This is a genomic window from Paraburkholderia sp. CI2 (assembly GCF_014201055.1).
Lineage (GTDB): Bacteria > Pseudomonadota > Gammaproteobacteria > Burkholderiales > Burkholderiaceae > Paraburkholderia > Paraburkholderia tuberum.
The window spans coordinates 17650-34783 of sequence record NZ_JACHDL010000042.1; the positions used below are offsets into that span (position 1 = coordinate 17650).

Annotated in this window: 15 protein-coding genes and 4 pseudogenes; 9 read left to right on the forward strand and 10 right to left on the reverse strand. The window is 58.7% G+C overall.

Translation table 11 applies throughout. The features are described from left to right. Positions 1–129: 129 nt before the first annotated feature. Positions 130–423: pseudogene (locus tag HDG32_RS34400) on the forward strand (transposase); the annotation flags it as partial. Between the two features lie 48 nt (positions 424–471). On the opposite strand, the gene HDG32_RS34405 reads toward HDG32_RS34400, so the two are convergent. The 3 genes and pseudogenes from HDG32_RS34405 to HDG32_RS34415 all read right to left on the reverse strand — a co-directional run bounded on the left by HDG32_RS34405 (position 472) and on the right by HDG32_RS34415 (position 2386). Continuing rightward, on the reverse strand, positions 472–909 hold the full coding sequence (locus HDG32_RS34405; protein WP_184074109.1) for a type II toxin-antitoxin system RatA family toxin: 438 nt from the start codon (positions 907–909) through the stop codon (positions 472–474). Between the two features lie 191 nt (positions 910–1100). Beyond that, positions 1101–1631, reverse strand: a pseudogene (locus tag HDG32_RS34410) (mechanosensitive ion channel family protein); the annotation flags it as partial. Positions 1632–1687: 56 nt separating this feature from the next. Continuing rightward, on the reverse strand, positions 1688–2386 hold the full coding sequence (locus HDG32_RS34415) for an IS6 family transposase (protein ID WP_184074110.1): 699 nt from the start codon (positions 2384–2386) through the stop codon (positions 1688–1690). 482 nt (positions 2387–2868) lie between these two features. Here HDG32_RS34415 and HDG32_RS34420 point away from each other — a divergent pair, with 482 nt between their 5' ends. The 4 genes and pseudogenes from HDG32_RS34420 to HDG32_RS36890 all read left to right on the forward strand — a co-directional run. Next, positions 2869–3246 carry a DUF2306 domain-containing protein gene (locus tag HDG32_RS34420; protein ID WP_184074112.1) on the forward strand — a complete coding sequence of 126 codons (378 nt, stop codon included), beginning with the start codon at positions 2869–2871 and terminating at the stop codon, positions 3244–3246. Beyond that, the gene (locus HDG32_RS34425; protein WP_260336705.1) at positions 3243–4373 is read left to right on the forward strand and encodes a sensor histidine kinase; all 1131 of its coding nucleotides are present in this window, start codon (positions 3243–3245) and stop codon (positions 4371–4373) included. The genes HDG32_RS34420 and HDG32_RS34425 overlap by 4 nt, the downstream gene beginning before the upstream one ends. Before the next feature lie 59 nt (positions 4374–4432). After that, entirely contained in the window at positions 4433–5254 is an 822-nt protein-coding gene (locus HDG32_RS34430; protein WP_260336706.1) for a LytTR family DNA-binding domain-containing protein, read from the forward strand. A gap of 137 nt (positions 5255–5391) precedes the next feature. Beyond that, positions 5392–5698 (forward strand): annotated as a pseudogene (locus HDG32_RS36890) (MFS transporter); the annotation flags it as partial. 370 nt (positions 5699–6068) lie between these two features. Here the strand turns inward: HDG32_RS36890 and HDG32_RS34435 are convergent. The 7 genes from HDG32_RS34435 to HDG32_RS34465 all read right to left on the reverse strand — a co-directional run bounded on the left by HDG32_RS34435 (position 6069) and on the right by HDG32_RS34465 (position 15119). After that, complete coding sequence (locus tag HDG32_RS34435) at positions 6069–7487, reverse strand: M20 family metallopeptidase (protein WP_184074118.1); 1419 nt, start codon at positions 7485–7487, stop codon at positions 6069–6071. 42 nt (positions 7488–7529) lie between these two features. Further along, positions 7530–8723, reverse strand: coding sequence for a M20 aminoacylase family protein (locus HDG32_RS34440; protein ID WP_184074119.1), 1194 nt, complete (start codon positions 8721–8723; stop codon positions 7530–7532). A gap of 5 nt (positions 8724–8728) precedes the next feature. After that, positions 8729–9964 carry a diaminopropionate ammonia-lyase gene (locus HDG32_RS34445; protein WP_184074121.1) on the reverse strand — a complete coding sequence of 412 codons (1236 nt, stop codon included), beginning with the start codon at positions 9962–9964 and terminating at the stop codon, positions 8729–8731. A gap of 391 nt (positions 9965–10355) precedes the next feature. After that, positions 10356–11486, reverse strand: coding sequence for a Xaa-Pro peptidase family protein (locus HDG32_RS34450; RefSeq protein WP_184074123.1), 1131 nt, complete (start codon positions 11484–11486; stop codon positions 10356–10358). 22 nt (positions 11487–11508) lie between these two features. Then, a complete protein-coding gene (locus tag HDG32_RS34455; RefSeq protein WP_184074125.1) occupies positions 11509–12672 on the reverse strand; it encodes a Xaa-Pro peptidase family protein in 1164 nt (387 codons plus the stop codon). A 32-nt stretch (positions 12673–12704) separates the two neighbouring features. Continuing rightward, entirely contained in the window at positions 12705–14234 is a 1530-nt protein-coding gene (locus HDG32_RS34460) for an amino acid ABC transporter permease/ATP-binding protein (protein ID WP_184074127.1), read from the reverse strand. A gap of 45 nt (positions 14235–14279) precedes the next feature. Continuing rightward, a complete protein-coding gene (locus HDG32_RS34465) occupies positions 14280–15119 on the reverse strand; it encodes a transporter substrate-binding domain-containing protein (RefSeq protein ID WP_184074129.1) in 840 nt (279 codons plus the stop codon). 192 nt (positions 15120–15311) lie between these two features. Here HDG32_RS34465 and HDG32_RS34470 point away from each other — a divergent pair, with 192 nt between their 5' ends. The 4 genes and pseudogenes from HDG32_RS34470 (at position 15312) to tnpB (ending at position 17114) form a co-directional block, all read left to right on the forward strand. Beyond that, positions 15312–15773, forward strand: coding sequence for an Lrp/AsnC family transcriptional regulator (locus tag HDG32_RS34470; RefSeq protein ID WP_311540552.1), 462 nt, complete (start codon positions 15312–15314; stop codon positions 15771–15773). A gap of 211 nt (positions 15774–15984) precedes the next feature. Continuing rightward, positions 15985–16167 (forward strand): annotated as a pseudogene (locus HDG32_RS34475) (IS6 family transposase); the annotation flags it as partial. Positions 16168–16248: 81 nt separating this feature from the next. Beyond that, entirely contained in the window at positions 16249–16782 is a 534-nt protein-coding gene (locus HDG32_RS34480; RefSeq protein ID WP_184074133.1) for a transposase, read from the forward strand. Further along, entirely contained in the window at positions 16758–17114 is a 357-nt protein-coding gene (tnpB, locus tag HDG32_RS34485; RefSeq protein ID WP_167368694.1) for an IS66 family insertion sequence element accessory protein TnpB, read from the forward strand. Before HDG32_RS34480 ends, tnpB begins: the two co-directional genes overlap by 25 nt. The last annotated feature ends 20 nt before the right edge of the window (positions 17115–17134 follow it).

The following is a 17134-nucleotide window of genomic DNA, read 5'->3' on the forward strand; positions in this document are numbered from 1 at the left end:
CGCGTGACGGTCTCGAAGTCGCTCGCGATCGAAAAGCACCGCATCAAGCTGGCAACCTTCATCGCTGCGCTGTTCTATGACCTGTCGACCGAGAAGCAGGTGCGCATTCCGACGCAGGGCGAAAAGCGGGAACGTGAACCGACCAGGTACTTCCTGAGTACGTTGCCGGCTGACACGCCAATCAACGAACTCGTGTGACTCGCAAAACTGCGCTGGCGTATCGAGCGCGATTATCAGCAGCTCAAGCAGGAGCTCGGCCTGGGCCGTTTCGAGGGGCGCAGCTGGCGCGGCTTTCATCACCACGCGACGCTGCGCATGGCAGCTTATGGCTTTCTCGTTGCTGAGCGCCCGGCGGCGCAAAAAAACTCCAGTCCTCCGGATCGGGCGGGACCAATGAGGCTCTGCTGTCGAGGCCGTGGGTAGCAGACCTCGACGTCGATGAATCCGTCCAGGCGAGAGGTCTTTTCCATTCTAGCCCTTGCTATAGCGTTCGCTCGCGCGCTTGACGAATGATTCGACGAACGTGTTCGCGATGTGGCTCAACACCGGCCCGATCAGCTTCTCCAGGATGATGTTGGAGAATTCATAGTGCAGCGCGAATTCGATCTTGCAGGCGTCCTCGCGCAGAGGAATGAAGTTCCAGTAGCCCGTGAACTTCTTGAAAGGGCCTTCGGTGAACTCCATATCGATGCGAGTCGGCCGCTGCTGCTTGTTGTGCGTGGCGAAATGCAGGTGAATACCCTTAAAGCGAATATCGATCCGTGCTTCCGCGCTCGTTCCGTCCTGGTGCCGGATTTCGACGCCACCGCACCACGGCAGGAAGTTAGGGTAGTCGGCTACATCGGTCACGAGGTCGAACATGCGTTCGGCGGAGTAGCGGATCAGGACGGCTTTCTGGAGGTCTGCCATATGCGGGTATCGGAGAAGCGACATCGGACGTCGCGGCCGCAGTGGCCGACACGCCCGACGTGGCGAGTACGTGGTGTCAGCAACTCGCCTGGCGGGTCGCTTTCAACTGGGTTGGTGCATCTCACATGACGGAAGCTCGTTCCTTGGGCGTTTGGCGAGCTGGGTCTCGTTTTGCAGATCATGTATCTGCGTTATCCGGCGACAAATCGTTCCCGTTCGAGACGGGGGCGTGTATCGGCGTGGTGCGCCGGCAGATTCCGGACCATGACCGTCTGCGGCGTCGACAGCGGGATGCTGGCCGCACGTAACCGCTTGAGGATCTCGAACAGCAGATCGCTCTTGATATCCCCCGTGATCCGGGGGCTGCCGACATAGCCGGTTACGCTCAGCGTAATGCCGTCGGGCGTCAGTTGACTGAACATGACTGACGGCGCCGGATGGTCGAGAATCGTCGGATGCGCCTGATAGGCACCCAGCAGAAGGTCGCGGACCTGTTCGGGATCGATGTCCAGTGGAAAGGTGAGGGTGAGCGTAGTGACACCCTGGGTACGGTCTCCCATCGTTACGTTCCGCAGGTTCTGCGAGATCAGATGAGAGTTGGGGACGATGACTGTCGAGCGGTCTGCCAGTTGTATTTCTGTCGCGCGCACGTTGATACGCCGGATGTCTCCCTCCACACCGCTGATACTCACCATGTCCCCAACTTTTACCGGACGCTCGGTGGTTGTGTCGCGATAAGGATAGCCGGGCGAAAAAACGAATAGACGATCAGGACTGCTTATGCCATCAGAGAATAGAACTGCTCGGCTGCAGTGCGCTTGATTCCAGCATCTTTCATCTGTCCCTTCCTGATCATGTGCATGATTTCGATGCCCGACAGGATGATGCGTGCGCAACGGAAATCCTTGAAACCCATCATTGGTTTGACGATGCGTTTGATGGCACGGTGGTCCTGCTTGACGATGTTATTCAAGTACTTCGTCTGGCGAACCTTGATGGGTGTCTCGAGTCCGGCGTTGATCGCCTCGAGCGCAGCCAGATTAGCGCTGCTTCCGTCGATCGTCACCGTCTGCGGCAATCCATGCTGGTTGATCGATTTCTCGAAATAGCGTTGCGCTGCAATCTTGTCCCGTCTGGCACGCAGCAGAAAATCAACCGTGTTGCCTTCCTTGTCCACGGCCCGGTAGAGATACCGCCATTCACCCCTGATTTTCACGTAGGTTTCGTCCATCCTCCAGCTCCTGCCGACCGGGCGCTTGTGGCGACGAAACGCCTTCTCGAGCACCGGCAATATCTTGATGGCCCAGCGGTGTACCGTTGAATGGTCGACCTCGATTCCGCGTTCGGCCATCATCTCCTCCAGATGACGCAGACTCAGTGGATACGCGACGTACCAGCGCACACACGTCAGAATCACCTCCAGTGGATAATGCAGGCGCTTCAGCACCTTGGCCAACCCCGGGTTCGGCATCTTCATCGATTCACTCACCAGCGACTTTGTATCAGCCGGATTCTACCGCCCGTCCCTCACTGCGACACAACCGTTTGTTTGTGTTCTATCAGCAAGCACATGTTGTGCGTTGTCTGTGCGAAGTGACCCACGTGTTTAGTCATCATGCGCAAGTGAATGGCCGTTAAGCATTTGAGAACGGTCGCTTTCGTTGCAGCGACACGAATGATGGCAACGGGTCGTCTTCGGAAGTCGGGTGATCAATCTAACGGCGTAAGCATTTACCTACTGAAGGTCAAGGTCTAATGCCCGCCGCATGAACTCCCGGCGCGAGTCGCCGGCGAACACGAATATCCCGCAGAAGCCCCCAAACGCTCATCTCCTCGCGCCGCTTTCAACACCATTCGCGACGGAATAAGGTCCGTTCGTCGCATGCTCCTCGAAAACAATCCGACCGCCGCACAGACTGCAGGCATCGAGTCCCGCTCATCCTGCCATGGAGAGCCAGCATGCCTGCCATCATCGCTGTGCATATCGCCGCTGCAACCCTTTCTGTCATACTCGGAAGCACCGTGCTTCTCGCCGAAAAGGGGACGGCGCGCCACAAGTGGCTCGGCCGTCTCTGGGCGGCGGCGATATTCGCCACGGCGCTCAGCTCGTTCGACATCCGCGAACTGAACCCGGGACATTTCTCGTGGGTGCACGGGCTGTCGTTGCTGACGTTTGTCAGTGTCGGACGAGCGATATGGGCGATCCGGCAAGGCAACGTCCGCGGTCACCAGCTTGCCATGCGCGGGTCGTTTATTGGTCTCGTCGTGGCCGGTATCGCTGCAGTGGCGACGCCGCACCGCCTGCTGAATATCATCGTGACGGGGTGGATCGCATGATTCCTGGCAGTAACGTCAAATTCCCCGACGCGTCCGCCGGGTTGCCAACCCCGACGAAACAACTGCTGGCCGAGTATGCCCGCGAAGCGGTGCTCGTCGTCATCGGCAACGCAGTGATCGCGGCTGGCCTCACCGTGGTCGGCATCGGGAAGAGCCTCGGGGAAAACATCGTCTTCAGCGAGGCGATCGGGCTATCGATCATGCTGCTGCTCCACGTCGGCCGCTTTCGTCTTCAGCGGAAGAACATGCTCACTGCGCCAAGGCTGGCCGTGGTGATGGTTGGCGCGATCATCGCTGGCGCCGCGCTCGGGCGCGTCATCGCAAGCGTGCTGCTGGGCCTCGACATCGACAAGACGTTCGCTGCCAAAGACATCGCCACGACCGGCTGGATCGCACTTGTCGCAACGCTGCTGGTCACCTGGTATGGTTGGTCGCGAGCCCGGATCGCCGGTCTGAGCGAGCAGGTGGCCCGGACTGCGTGGCTACAGGAAGCTGCCGAAAAAACCGCGCTGCGTGCCCGCTTGCAGGCATTGCAGGCGCAGATCGAACCGCACTTTCTGTTCAATACGCTCGCGACTCTGGACAGCCTCATCGTGTCCGATCCTCCACGTGCACGTGAACTGCTCTGGAGCCTCAACCGGTTTTTGCGGGCAACGCTGGAAGCGTCGAGAGCCGAAAGCGAGACGCTTGCGGATCAGTTCGCGGTGCTGGATTCGATGCTTGCCGTGCACGCGATGCGCCTCGGCCCGAGACTCACGTATTCGCTCGATCTGCCTGTCGATTGCGCGGACCTCGCGGTGCCACCGATGCTGCTGCAACCGCTTGTCGAAAACGCACTGAAACACGGTATTCAGGCAGCGGTGGCAGGTGGTCGGGTCGAGCTAAGGGCAAAGCGCGGCGAACAGCACGTCGAACTCACGGTCACGGACACCGGTCCCGGTTTCGGTGCGACGCCGGCTACGCAGGGCACGGGCATCGGACTTGCGAACGTGCGGGAACGTCTTGCAGCGCTCTATGGCGGACGCGCTTCGCTGACGCTCATCGAGAGCGTGCCGCACGGTACCGTCGCGAGAGTTCTGCTTCCGGTGGAAGTTGCTGATCGACGGGAGGGAGATCAGAAGCCATGAAGATCCGCCAGTCGGGCACAGCGGCACAGAATGACGACGGCAAGACCCCTTCGCCGGAGATGTCTCGCGCGCCGACTGCGCTGATCGCCGAGGACGAGCCGCCGATTGCGGCCGCGCTTCAGCGGGAGTTGGGGCGGGCATGGCCAGCATTGCAGATAGTCGCGACCGTCGGCAACGGCCGCGATGCCATCGAGCGTATCGGAGCATTGCAACCGGACGTCGCGTTCCTCGACATCTCTATGCCGGGCGCGACCGGTCTCGATGTTGCGCGCGCGTGCGCGAATCTCGCGACGCCGCCGCAGATCGTGTTCGTAACCGCGTACGACCAGTATGCGTTGGACGCCTTCGATGCCGCCGCCATCGACTATCTTCTGAAGCCTGTCGATGCCACGCGGCTCGCGCGCACAGTCGACAGGTTACGCACGCTGCTTGCGCGCGCGCCATCGGATGCGGCGCCCGGTGCGCATGTGCAGGCGGACCTGCAACGGCTCCTCGGTCAGCTGGAGCAGATCACGCGCAACGTTCAACTGCGCTCGCAGGACAGTGCACGCAGTGCGCCGCTACGCTATCTGCGCGCATCCAGCGGAAGCGACATCAGGATTGTGCCGGTGGACGAGGTGTTGTACTTTGAGGCTGCCGACAAATATGTTGTCGTCACGACGCGCACAGGCGAACTGCTGATTCGCACGAGCCTCAAGGAACTGTGTGCGCAACTGGACCCGGCGCGCTTCTGCCAGGTGCACCGAAGCACGGTGGTGAATGTCGACCAGGTGGAAAGCGCATCCGTCAGCACGTTAGGGAAAATGTCGCTCAAGCTGCGCGGCCACAGTGGCGAGGTTGCCGTGAGCAAACAATACGCGCACCTGTTCCGGCAGATGTGAGCCGGCAAGCATCGCCGGGGACACGTCGAACGCACAGTGACGGATCCGTTTCAGTAGCGGGAGTCAGTCGCGATGTACGGGCACAGTACGCGTCGCATTCGCCGGCGAACTGCGAACGCAGCAGTGCCTCTTCCGTGTTGATGTATGGTCCCCAAGCCGCCTTGATCGCTGAATCGTTCACGGGGCGGCCTGCGTTACAGCGACGCATCGCTCGGCTACCAGTTGGCTTCCGTCATTGCCGGCGGCCCTGCACCGCTGATTGCCACCGCGCTCTCCGCTTACTACCATTCGGGCTACGCAATCGCGCGCTATGTCCTCGCGTGCGCGGTGCACAGCTTGATCGCCGCTTCGCGACTGGGCGATTAAACGAACAAGGACATTTCGCGGGAACACGACGACCCGCGAGCGATGGGCGACGGCGGACATGCTACCCCGACTGCGTGATCGATCAGTGTGGCGCCGCAGGTCGGACACGGATCGGTCGAGCAGCGGCCTTGCCCCTTGCAGCGCCTGCAATTGGCGCAGGTCTGCGCGGTTTCATATGCTTGTCCACTTTTCCAACATCCGTCTTGTAGCCAGGCGTCTGCGCGGGCGGATCGTTGTCGGCCAGCGCTCTGCCCGTTGTCGGCCAATTTCTGCCGCTCGCCCGCCGCGCAGACCGGCCACTCGGACGGCTGGTCCACTCCGAAACCTGCCCGGTGCCCGGCGCAGGCATATCGGCCTTTTTAGGTCGTTGGTCGATCGACGCCCGTGCGGCAACTGAGCGATTGGAGAGCGGCTGTTCGTCGGGCGACTCGTGTGACTGTCGATCGGCTCAGCGCTTGATGGTCGATGCTATTGACGCTGCCGCGCCTTCTCCAAGGTCCCACCATACGCCTGCCATTACGGCGAGCGCTTCGCGAGCGACAGATGCGAGCAAGTGTTCGTTCGGCGCATGCTGCGAACAGGCGGGGTAGGAATGGGGAATCCATATGGTCGGCAAGCCAAGCGTTTCAGCGAATACAGCGTTAGGCACGGTTCCACCGAGATTAGGTATGAGGGCTGGACGCTTGCCACAGGTGCGCTCGATCGACGTCATCGCCCAGCTCACCCAAGGATGCGTAACGTCAAGTCTTGTTGCTTTCGTTACCGACGTTACCTTCACCTGCACGTCCATAATTCCGCACTTTGCGAGGCGATTCGAAAGGTGTTGCTCAGCGTTTTCCCAATCCGTTCCAATCACGAAACGCATCTGGCAATAAGCCTTGGCGGTCGGGGGAATAGCACCAACGGGTGCCTCAGGATTTCCGGCCGTGAATGCTAGAACTTCAATCGTATTCCACGCGAGAACCCGCTCCGCGATCGTTAGGTCCGGCTGCCCCCAAGTGGGGTCGATGGAAGGCGCACTACTGTCTTTGCCAATCTGAATATCGGCGATCGCATTGCGCACGGCGTCCGGTATCGGTGGAGGTAATAACTCAGTCACCAGAAGTCGTCCGTTGTTGTCGACGATCGACGATATCGCGCTCGCCAGCACAGTGGCGGGATTTCGAAGGACGCCACCCCAGTTTCCAGAATGGTGGCCACCTTCGCGCAAGGCCACAGTCAGCTCAAAGTTCAGTTCGCCCCGCGACCCAAGGAAGACGGTCGGTCGCTCGGCGGACACACGTGGGCCATCAGACGCAATGAACAAGTCGCCGGCGAGGGAGTGGCGTTCGGCCGAGCACAGCGCGTCGAGCCCTGGCGAATCGATTTCTTCACCTGTCTCGAAGATCATCTTCACGTTGTAGCGGAGCTTGCCTTTCCGGGCTTCGATAACTGCGGCAAGTGCGGCAAGGTTGACTGAATGCTGGCCCTTGTTGTCCGCGATCCCACGTCCATACCAGCGATCGCCTTCGACAACAATGCGCCACGGCTCCAGCCCAGAGCGCCATTGCGCGTCGTAGCCTCGGACAACGTCTCCGTGCGCGTAAGTGACTACGGTAGGCAGAGCGTCGCTTTCCCATCGCGAGGCAAGAAGCATGGGTGCATCGACATCGGAAGGATTGCGCACGCATCTCGTCTCGAATCCGAGCCGCTGAAGTACGGGGGCGATCTCTTCCGCCAGATACGACAGCAGCGCAGGTGCTCGGGCGGGATTTTGGCTTTCTGTCCGATAACCTACACGTCGTTCGAGGTCGCGCAGGAAGTCGCCGGAGTCGAAAATCTGCTCCGCCAGACTGATAGCGGCTTGCCGATCGCCTGTCTCGTTCATCTTGCCTTCTCACCTGGTTACAGTTGTGCGGACCGCGCGAGCTCACTGGCCAGCAAGCGCCACCCGAGCGACCTCTGCGAAGTAGCGAGCACCCGTGTCGAGAATGTCGTCGTTGAAATCGTAAGCAGCGTTGTGCAATGGAACATTGCCGCGCTGCGAAGCATCCCCGTTACCGATGAAGATGAAGTTGCCCGGCACGACCTGAAGGAACGCGCCAAAGTCCTCGGAAATCATCATCGGTTGTACGTTAGCGTCGACCTTTTCTGAACCGACAACGTTCGCAGCCGCGGTAACCGCTGTGTCCACGCACTCCGCGCTGTTCACGGTCGGGGAGAACTCATGCGTATAGCTAAAATCACACTCGATACCGTTCGTGCGACAGATACCATCGCTGATCTCACGCATCCGAGATTCAAGCAGGTGCTGAACCTCTGGAAGATAGCTGCGCGTGTCGCCCTTGATCGTCACTGTCGATGGAACCACATTGCGAAGTCCATCCGTTATGAACTCGGTGCAAGAGATAACGGCAGAAAGACTCGGGTCGAGATTTCGCGAGACGACCGTTTGAAAAGCCAGGACGATCTGAGAGGCGACCACGATCGGATCAACGCCCATATGGGGGCGCGCCGCGTGTGTGCCGCGTCCGCGAACGACGATCACGAAATTGTCCTCGCTCGCCATGATCCCGCCTCGGCGGGTCGCAAACCTGCCTGCAGGCATGCCCGGCATGTTGTGCGCGCCGAAGATCGCTTCGACCGGGAAACGCTCGAACAGTCCGTCCGCCATCATTGCTTTCGCACCGCGACCGTGTTCTTCGCCGGGTTGAAAGATGAACCGGACGGTGCCATCGAAGTCCTTCCTTTCCGCAAGCAGCCGCGCGGCCCCGAGAACCAAAGCCATGTGCCCGTCGTGGCCGCACGCATGCATTTTGCCCGGGGAGCAGGAAGCGTACGCGCGACCGGGAGCTTTCTCGGCGATCTCCAGTGCGTCCATGTCGGCACGCACCCCAATGGCTCGACGACTGTTGCCGACCTTCAGGTTCGCAACCAACCCCGTCCCGCCGATATTGCGATGCACTTCGAGGCCGAGCGCCGAAAGAACCCGTGCAACATAGTCGGACGTCCGGACTTCCTCGAAACCCGTCTCCGGGTTCTGATGGAGGTGATGTCGCCAGCTGCGCAAGCTTTCCTGCAATGGACGGTCCAGCGCGTGATCCAGTCCAACAGTCGTATTCATCATTGTCACCGTACCGCGCAGCCGTGCAGCCACTCCTGCTGCCGCGCCAGCACGGATTGAGCGGTCTCTCCAACGAGTTCGGCGTAGGTATTGGGTGCCGTGGCACCTTCCGTACTGATCACCAGCACCCGCGATTCAGACGTCAGGCCCACCGCACGAGCTTGCTCCGGGTTTTGCGCCAACACCGTCACACCGGCGAATCCCGCAGCGCCAGATTCGCCGACAACCAGCGGCGCATCCCTTTCAGTGCCTCGTGCCAGCGTTTGCATCGCCTTCACCGCGTCATCGTCTGAAATCGTCATGAAGTGGTCGACGCATGGTTGAAGAAACTTCCACGCGAGCGGGGATGCTTCACCACAAGCCAAACCCGCCATCACGGAGTCGACCGAGCCGGTTGCAGTCGTCGCGTACCCTTCGATTGCGCTCTGATAGAGGCAATCCGCCTGTTGAGGCTCAACCACGATGAAGGTTGGACGCTGAACACCGTAGTGCTCCCAGAGATAGGTCGCAATGCCAGCAGCGAGGCCCCCAACGCCGCCCTGAAGAAACACATGTGTAAGAGGGGCCTTCGACGGCGAGCTTTCGAGCTGCGCGATAACCTCGTCAGGAATGACGCCATAGCCTTGCATGACATCGCGCGGGATGACTTCGTAGCCTTCATAAGAAGTGTCCGACACGACATGCCAGCCGTTCGTCTGGGCGAGATGCGCTGCATGTTCCACTGATTCGTCGTAGTTGCCGGTGATCCGGATGATCTCAGCGTTGTATACGGCGATCGACTTTTCACGCTCAACGCTTACATTGGCGTGCAGCACGATCACGCAGCGGCACCCGATGGCTTGCGCCGCCGCCGCAAGGGACTTTCCGTGGTTACCATCGGTTGCACTGATCACAGTGAGACCTTCAAGCAGGCCGGAGTATCCGCCATTGATCAACAGTCGTGGATCGAACGTCGCTTCCGAACTCCACAGCCGAGCGATAAGGCGCATCAACGCCACGGGAGCGCCTAACGCCTTGAAACTGCCAAGAGGCGAACGTACCGACTCGTCTTTGAGACACAGTTGTGCAACGCCCAAAGCTTCTGCTGCGTCGGGAAGATCCCACAACGGCGTGACCGATCGGTTAATCTGATCCCAGTGTGAGAGCCAGATACCGCTTTCCTGCGCTGACTTGATATTCATCACTACGCGCAGGTCTTCCGGATAGCCGCTGCGGGACGCGTGGGGATTTTTGATCAGCATAACGACCTTTACTCCATGTGAGGTGCCCGAACAGGCACGCGATTCTTCCGTGACAACTAAAACAGCCTGAATGGCGAAAGTGAGTCAGTCACAATAATATTTCATCACCACAGCAATTACGTCTCTATTACCGGGGAGAAAATGCAAATTTTTATCGCCCTTTGCTCGAAATTCGTAGGCCGAAAAGCAAGCGAGCGGACCAATTTGCTCGATCCCACGAAGCGCGCGTTCACAGATAGAGGTTGGGCTCTATTTACCGAAGGTTCAAATGAGAGTCAACATGTCAGCAAACTCGGGGCCGTGACGTGCTTGCCTAGCTTTACAATCGGCTGATCCGCTCAGTGCGCAAAGAACGGCCGCGCCAGGCTTCGAGGCTGGCGCCGATTGGTTTTCATCGTTCGAAAAGAACGCGAGGCGAACGCGTCAATCGTTCTCCGCCTTCCTGCCTGACGACTACCGTCTCGCTCAGCGCGATCCCCGCCGCCGAGGTGTAGACGTGAAACACCATGCCCTCCTCGAGTTTCCAGTCAGCTATCGGAGTAAAGCAGCGGTGAAGATCGCTGGTCCGCTGGGTGGTGATCGGGGTCAAGCCGAGCGTGTATCCAGTGATGTTCTCGTAGGTTTCACGCAGGCCGGCTTCGATTACTCCCCGTCGAACAATGCTGTCTATCTCGGATGCAATCGCTCCCGGTCGCATTGCCGCGATCTGCCGATCCTGAATCTCGGCAAGCAACGCCGTTACGCGCTTCTGTTCAGAGCTGGCACCGCCCACAGCGACACAACGCATGATGCGAGCGGAGTAACCCCGCAGGCGCGGCAAAAGCTCGATATGAACCAGGTCTCCGGCTTTCAAAGGCCGTTCGGGCATGAATCCATGCAACGAATCCCAACCTGTAGCGACCGTGATCGGGCCAATGAATCCGTCGTCGAAACCGAGCTTATAGACTTGCGCTGCCGTTTCGGCAGCAACAATGCGAGGAAGTACACCCTCACCGATCGAAGAAACCGTGTGTTTCAGCGCCTCGTCGACAAGCGCGGAAGCTCGCCGCATCAGTGCGATTTCTTCTTCGGACTTGCAACGGCGCAGATCCCACAGTGAGCGGTTCAGATCGCAGATATCTGCGCGCGGAAGAAGCTCGCGCAGATCCCTCATCCGCGCAACGGTAAATGAGTGCGATTGAAAATCAACCGCCACACGCTCAAGTGCGAAATTCAGCGTTCGGGCAGTTCCAACCAAAAGCGGCAGTGGATCTTCCCAATCAAGAAAGCCAACAATGTGTTTGAACCAGCTCCGCTCCTTCGCGGGTGCCATGTCCAATTTTCTCACGAGCAAAACCGGCTCGCCGACAGCCGGAACTGCACACGCGCGCCAAAGGTTTTCGGTCGTCCAGTAGCCGGAAAGCCAGCCCATCATCTCCGGCTCGTCCAGAATTGCGACGTCGATCTGCCGCGCGCTAAGTTCTCGTTGAACTAATTCAAGTCGGTTGCGGTATTCGTCGATAGTGAAAGCAAGGTCCGTCATGGTTCGTCCTACGTCTAAATGCTTAATTGATGGCCCACATCTCTCGCGGGGCCCGAACGGTCAGGACGTCGGCAAAACCGTCCTCTGTAATGGTGATGTTCTCCTCGTGGACGATCATCTTGCCTGGCTCGTACTCCATACCAGGCTCGATGGTGATGACCATGCCAGGCTCCAACACTGCCTCGTCCGCCGCACTGTTTGACGGAGGCTCGGTGACCTGAAGGCCAAGTCCGTGACCGAGCCGTCCGACGTTGTTGCCGCGCATACCAGCCCCTTCGAGGACTTCCATCATCGCCTTCCAAAGATCCCGGACCTTTGTGCCGGCTCTCGCGGTGTTGATCCCAACTTCAGTTGCGACCCAGACTGCATCGTGAACTCGACGAGCATCGTCCGAGATTTTTCCGACGGCGTAGTTGCGATCGAAATCGCAAAAATATCCATCGATGGTCGCGCCGACGTCGATAATCAGCACATCGCCGTCCCTCAACTCACGCCGGCTTCCGCGTGCGATGATCTGATCGTATCCCCCGGGCCCCGATGCACACGCTACGTACGGAACTGTGTGAGCGCCTTCCAGGAGAATGTCCACCGTCAGATCCCGAGATACCTGCGCCTCAGTCACCCCCAGCTTCGCGATTTCCGGGACTGATGCGAAGGAGCGGCTGACGATCTGACAGGCTTGACGGATTTTCTCGATTTCGGCAGGTGACTTAATGTTGCGCACTTCCCAAATGCAAGGCGACCCGTCAACCGCCTCAGACGTCAACAAGTCGCGCAGCCGCAGAAAGTCGAGTACCGGCATACGCAAGGCGAACTCACGACCCAGCTCGAATCCAACCGTTCCGAAGCGGCGGGGCAGATCGTTCACGACGGACGCGAGAAGCGACACGCCCTCGTCTTCGGGCCGAGGCGAGGGCCACGTCTCCACGCTACCCGCTACGCACTGCTTCACGACAACTTCAGCAATGGACGGGACAATCGCGATGGTCGGGCCGCTGGCTGGAATAACGAGAAACCAGGGACGGGTGGGGCTTTCCCAGAACTGACTGTCCAGACCTGTGAAGTAACGAAAATTCGCAGGCGTCGTTAGCACCAGCGCATCCAGTTCCGCTTTACGCATAGACGTCTGCGTTCGTTCCAGGCGAGCATCGAACTCGCTTACCGGGAACGGCAAAGAGGTCATCATTTTTGTTCCTATCGAAGCTGAGGGGTCCGTTATCAAGCCGTTGCCGTGACGTGCTCGTGCTCTTCCCGGCATCCCTTCAAGAAGCGGGCCACGCGGGAATCACGCGGCATGGCTTGGTACTGCGCGGGCGTCATGTCGTGGGCGACGACGCCACCCTCCATGAAGAGAATGCGATCGGACACTTTCATTGCGAAGTCGATTTCGTGCGTGACGACGATCATTGTCATGCCTTCTCGAGCAAGGTCTTCGATGACACGCAAGACTTCACCAACCAATTCAGGATCAAGCGCCGACGTCGGCTCGTCGAACAGCACGATCGACGGCTCCATCGCCAACGCCCGCGCAATGGCAACTCGTTGCTGTTGGCCTCCGGAGAGTTGGTGCGGATACTTGTACGCATGCGCCCCCATGCCCACCTTGTTGAGCAACTTCAGACCGTGGCGCTCCAGCATCTCACCCTTGAGTCGGGAATGATATTGCGGGGCCAGGGTGACGTTCTCCAGGGCGGTGCGGTGAGGAAAGAGATTAAAGCTCTGGAACACCATGCCGATGTGCAGAATGCCTTTGTGATAAGCGGCACGCGACTGATGGGAGATTTGGTGATTTGAGAGGAAAGGCTTGGTGTTGAGTCTTACGTCACCGTCGTCGATCAATTCGAGTCCGTTGAGCGTTCGAATCAGCGACGTTTTGCCCGATCCGGACGGCCCGATGACAGAGATCACTTCGCCCGTCATCACCTTCAGATTGATGCCTTTCAGTACATGGTGGCTGCCGTAGTGTTTATGGATATTCACTGCCTCGATAGCGGGCGTTGGCTTGCGGTCGGGCACGACAATTGGAACGACCTTTTCGGCCACGGCTGCATCGCTGGTACGAACGTCTCCGCTTCGGCGCGTGAAATCGAGGTGTTTCTCGACATAACTGAGGAGATACCCGAAGACCGTTACGATGAGTACGTAATAGACCGCCACAGCGAGCATCGTTTCCAGAACTTTGAAGTTCTGGGTATACAAGCGCTCGCCGACGAGCAAGATTTCCTCAAGCGAGATAACAGACACCAACGACGTCAGCTTGACCATGCTGATGTACTCGTTGATGAGGGCCGGAAGGGCTACACGGAACGCCTGCGGCAGAACGACGAGCCGCTGGAGACCGAGATAGCCAATGCCAAGTGCTTTTCCGGCCTCAAGCTGACCCTTATGAACGCCCGCAAGGCCGCCCCGGTGGATCTCCGCTACGTATGCGGTTTCGCTGAGTGACATGGCTATCAGCCCAGCCCAAAACGCATTAGAAAGGAAGGAGCCGGTCCACGGAAAAATCTGCGGAAGGTTGTAGACAAAAATCAGCAGCACGAGCAAAGGCAGGCTGCGGAAAAACCAGACGTAGCTGCGACACGCCCATGAGACTGGTCGCCACGTGGACTGCTTCCCGAGAGCGAGCAGAAAGCCTGCGACGATGCTGATGAGCCATGAGGCCAGACTCAGTTTGATGACTAACCACACGGCACTCCAAAAGTCCGCGAAAGTTAGCAGCGAGAGAGCGTAGTGCCAGTCGAAAATCATGGGGTGTCTCCAACAATGTCAGCCGATTGCTGTTGAGGAACCTTGTTACTGTGCGGTTCCCATCGCCTTGGCGATTTCGGCCTCGGTCGGTGCAACAACGTTGTATTTCTTCAGAAGCGCCTGATATTCGCCCTTTGCCTTCATCTGAGCGATTGCAGACTCGATTTGAGACTTGAGTTCTTTGTTGCCTTTCTTCATCGCGAGCCCACATACGACGGGATCGAGCGGACTGTTCGACGTGAGCTTCAAACGGCCGCCGGACTTGTCGACGATGAGGCCCGCGATCGACACGTCTTCGTACTGTGCGTCGATGCCTTGCGAGAGGATGGCTTGAGCCGTCTCAGCGGATGTATCGTACTCGCGCACCTGAACGGCCGGTTTGCCTTGAGCAACGCAAGCCTTATCCGACGCGGCATTGATGTATTTGATCCATGCTGCGCCCTTGATCGAGCCGATTCGCTTTCCGCACAGATCGCCAACGGTCTTGGGGTTCAACCCACCCGTTGAGCTAACCATGAGGGAACCGCCGGTCATGAAGTACGGCACGAAGTCGACGACCTTGGTGCGCTCCGGCGTGACGTACAAGGCCGATGCAACGATGTCGTAACGCCCGCCCGTGACGCCCAAAATCAGATTCGCAAATCGCGTGTCGACAAACTTCGTCGTGTCGTTCATGTAAGAGGCGACCTTGCCAACAAACTCCGGATCAAAGCCGGCCGGTTTGCCGTGATCGAGATAGGTGTGAGGCGGTAGCGTCATGTCGCTGCCGACCGACAGCACGCCGGGAGTCAGCGTAGGCGCGGCGTTCGCGGCGCCGCATGCCAGGGCAGACGCTGCGGCAAAGGCAGCCAGTTTCAGAAAGCCTGCGGACGAACGATTCTTCATGCTGAACTCCATGTGTGTCCCGTGGAAGAGCAAGCGCTGCCGTACACGTTGAACTGGAGCGAGGATTCGTCTTCAGCCAACCGGTGTGATATAACGCCTGATGAAGAAAGTTTATTTCGCCAGCCAATTTAAAAGTTATCTATTTTTGCCCGTAAAACGAGAAAATTTCTCATGCCTACTCGCCGACCTAGCTTGGAACTGGACGACTTCGATCTGAAGATCCTGGAGATCGTGCAGCGCAACAACCAGACTCCGCACCGAGAAATAGGCCAGCAGATCAATCTTTCAGTGCCGTCCGTCGCGCGGCGCCTGCAACGCTTGCGGGGTACGGGGGTGATTGCGTCGGATCGCAGTGTCTTAAACCCCGACGCTTTGGGCACACGGATCACGGTCATTGCGCACGTGTCCGCCGAGAATGAAGCCATCGAGTTGTTAGATGAGATGCGAGCCCGATTCGAAGCGTGCGAACAGGTCCAACAGTGCTACTACGTCACCGGCGACGTCGACTTCATCTTGATTCTTTGCTGTCGAGATATGGCTGAGTACACGGCTTTGACTCGCTCGTTGTTCTTCGCTGAAGGAAACGTCAAGAGCTTTCGTACCTTCGTTGCGATGGAGCGCGTCAAGATAACCCTCAATGTTCCGATCATGTAAGCGTCGCGGCCGAGCGAGCCAGTAAATCCAGCGATTCGTCCTGCCATCTGTCAACTACGTGGCAGCCCCGGCTTTACGCTAGTTGGACACGAGATACTCAGCTTATGGTCTGTGAGGGAAGGCCTGTACGCGCAACGATGGTTCTAGCGGGGTTCTGTCGCGCTAATGCGCTGGGGTAAAATTCAGCGAACGGAAATTGCAGACGCTCAAGATGACCAGGACGACAAAGACACCGCGTGAGACATTGCCGCCTGGGATCGCCAAGGTGCTGAAGCGACTGCACTACCCACTGGAGGTAATTTTGCTGTGCGTGCGGTGGTACGTGGCGTACTCGCTGAGTCTGCGCAATCTGGAAGAGATGATGGCGGAACGCGGTTTCGAGGTAGACCATTCGTAAGCGGTCCATCTTCGACGTCTATCGGCTGGCGGCATGAGCGAGGAGCATAGGTGTCCACCTACGTGGAGGTGGACACCTATGGCTGGCAATGACTCAGAGTTAAGAGTAGTTCGTCTAAGTCGCGACGGGCGCCGTCGCTATGACGAAGACGGTAAGCGCGCGCTGGTCGAGGCTGCATTGCGCCCGGGCGTGTCGGTAGCCCGTCTGGCACAGGAGCATGGGATCAACGCCAACCTGCTGCGCAAATGGACCACGAAGTACCTGATGGAGCGTGAGAAAGGCATCTCATTGGCAACGCTGAAGGACGACGCCGACGAACGCGCCCCATCACCACCCGCAGTCGAATTGATGGATGGCAACGCCATCGATATGCCGGATTCACGTAAGCGGCCCGCGCCGGCAGAATCCTCCTCTGCATTTGTTCCTGTCGTGTCACTACCACCGGCACTGTCGCCACCATCCGTATCTCCGGCACCGCCGATGACACTCTCACTGCATGTATGTCTGTCGAACGGCGTGGAGCTCGATCTCAGTGCAGCGAGCATCGACGAACTGAGCACTGTGGTCCAGATGTTCGGGAGGATGCCGTGTTCCGGTTCGACGAAAAGCTGACGGTATACCTGCACCGCGATCCCGTCGACTTCCGGTACGGAATGAACAGTCTGTCGATTCTCGTCGAACAGGCGATGCGCCTGAATCCGATGGATTCCTCGCTCTACGTTTTTACCAATCGGCGATGCGATCGCGTCAAGATCCTGGGCTGGCAGCACAATGGTTTCTGGCTGATGCTCAAGAGACTTGAGGCCAATGATCGCTTCGTCTGGCCTGACAGCAAAACCGAAGTCGTGACGTTGACCGTCGATCTGCTGCACTGGCTTCTCGAAGGTGCCGACATTGCTGCTCTTCAGCGGCATCCGAAACGCCATTATGCTCGCGTGAGTTGAACACGGCATCGGCATGCCGG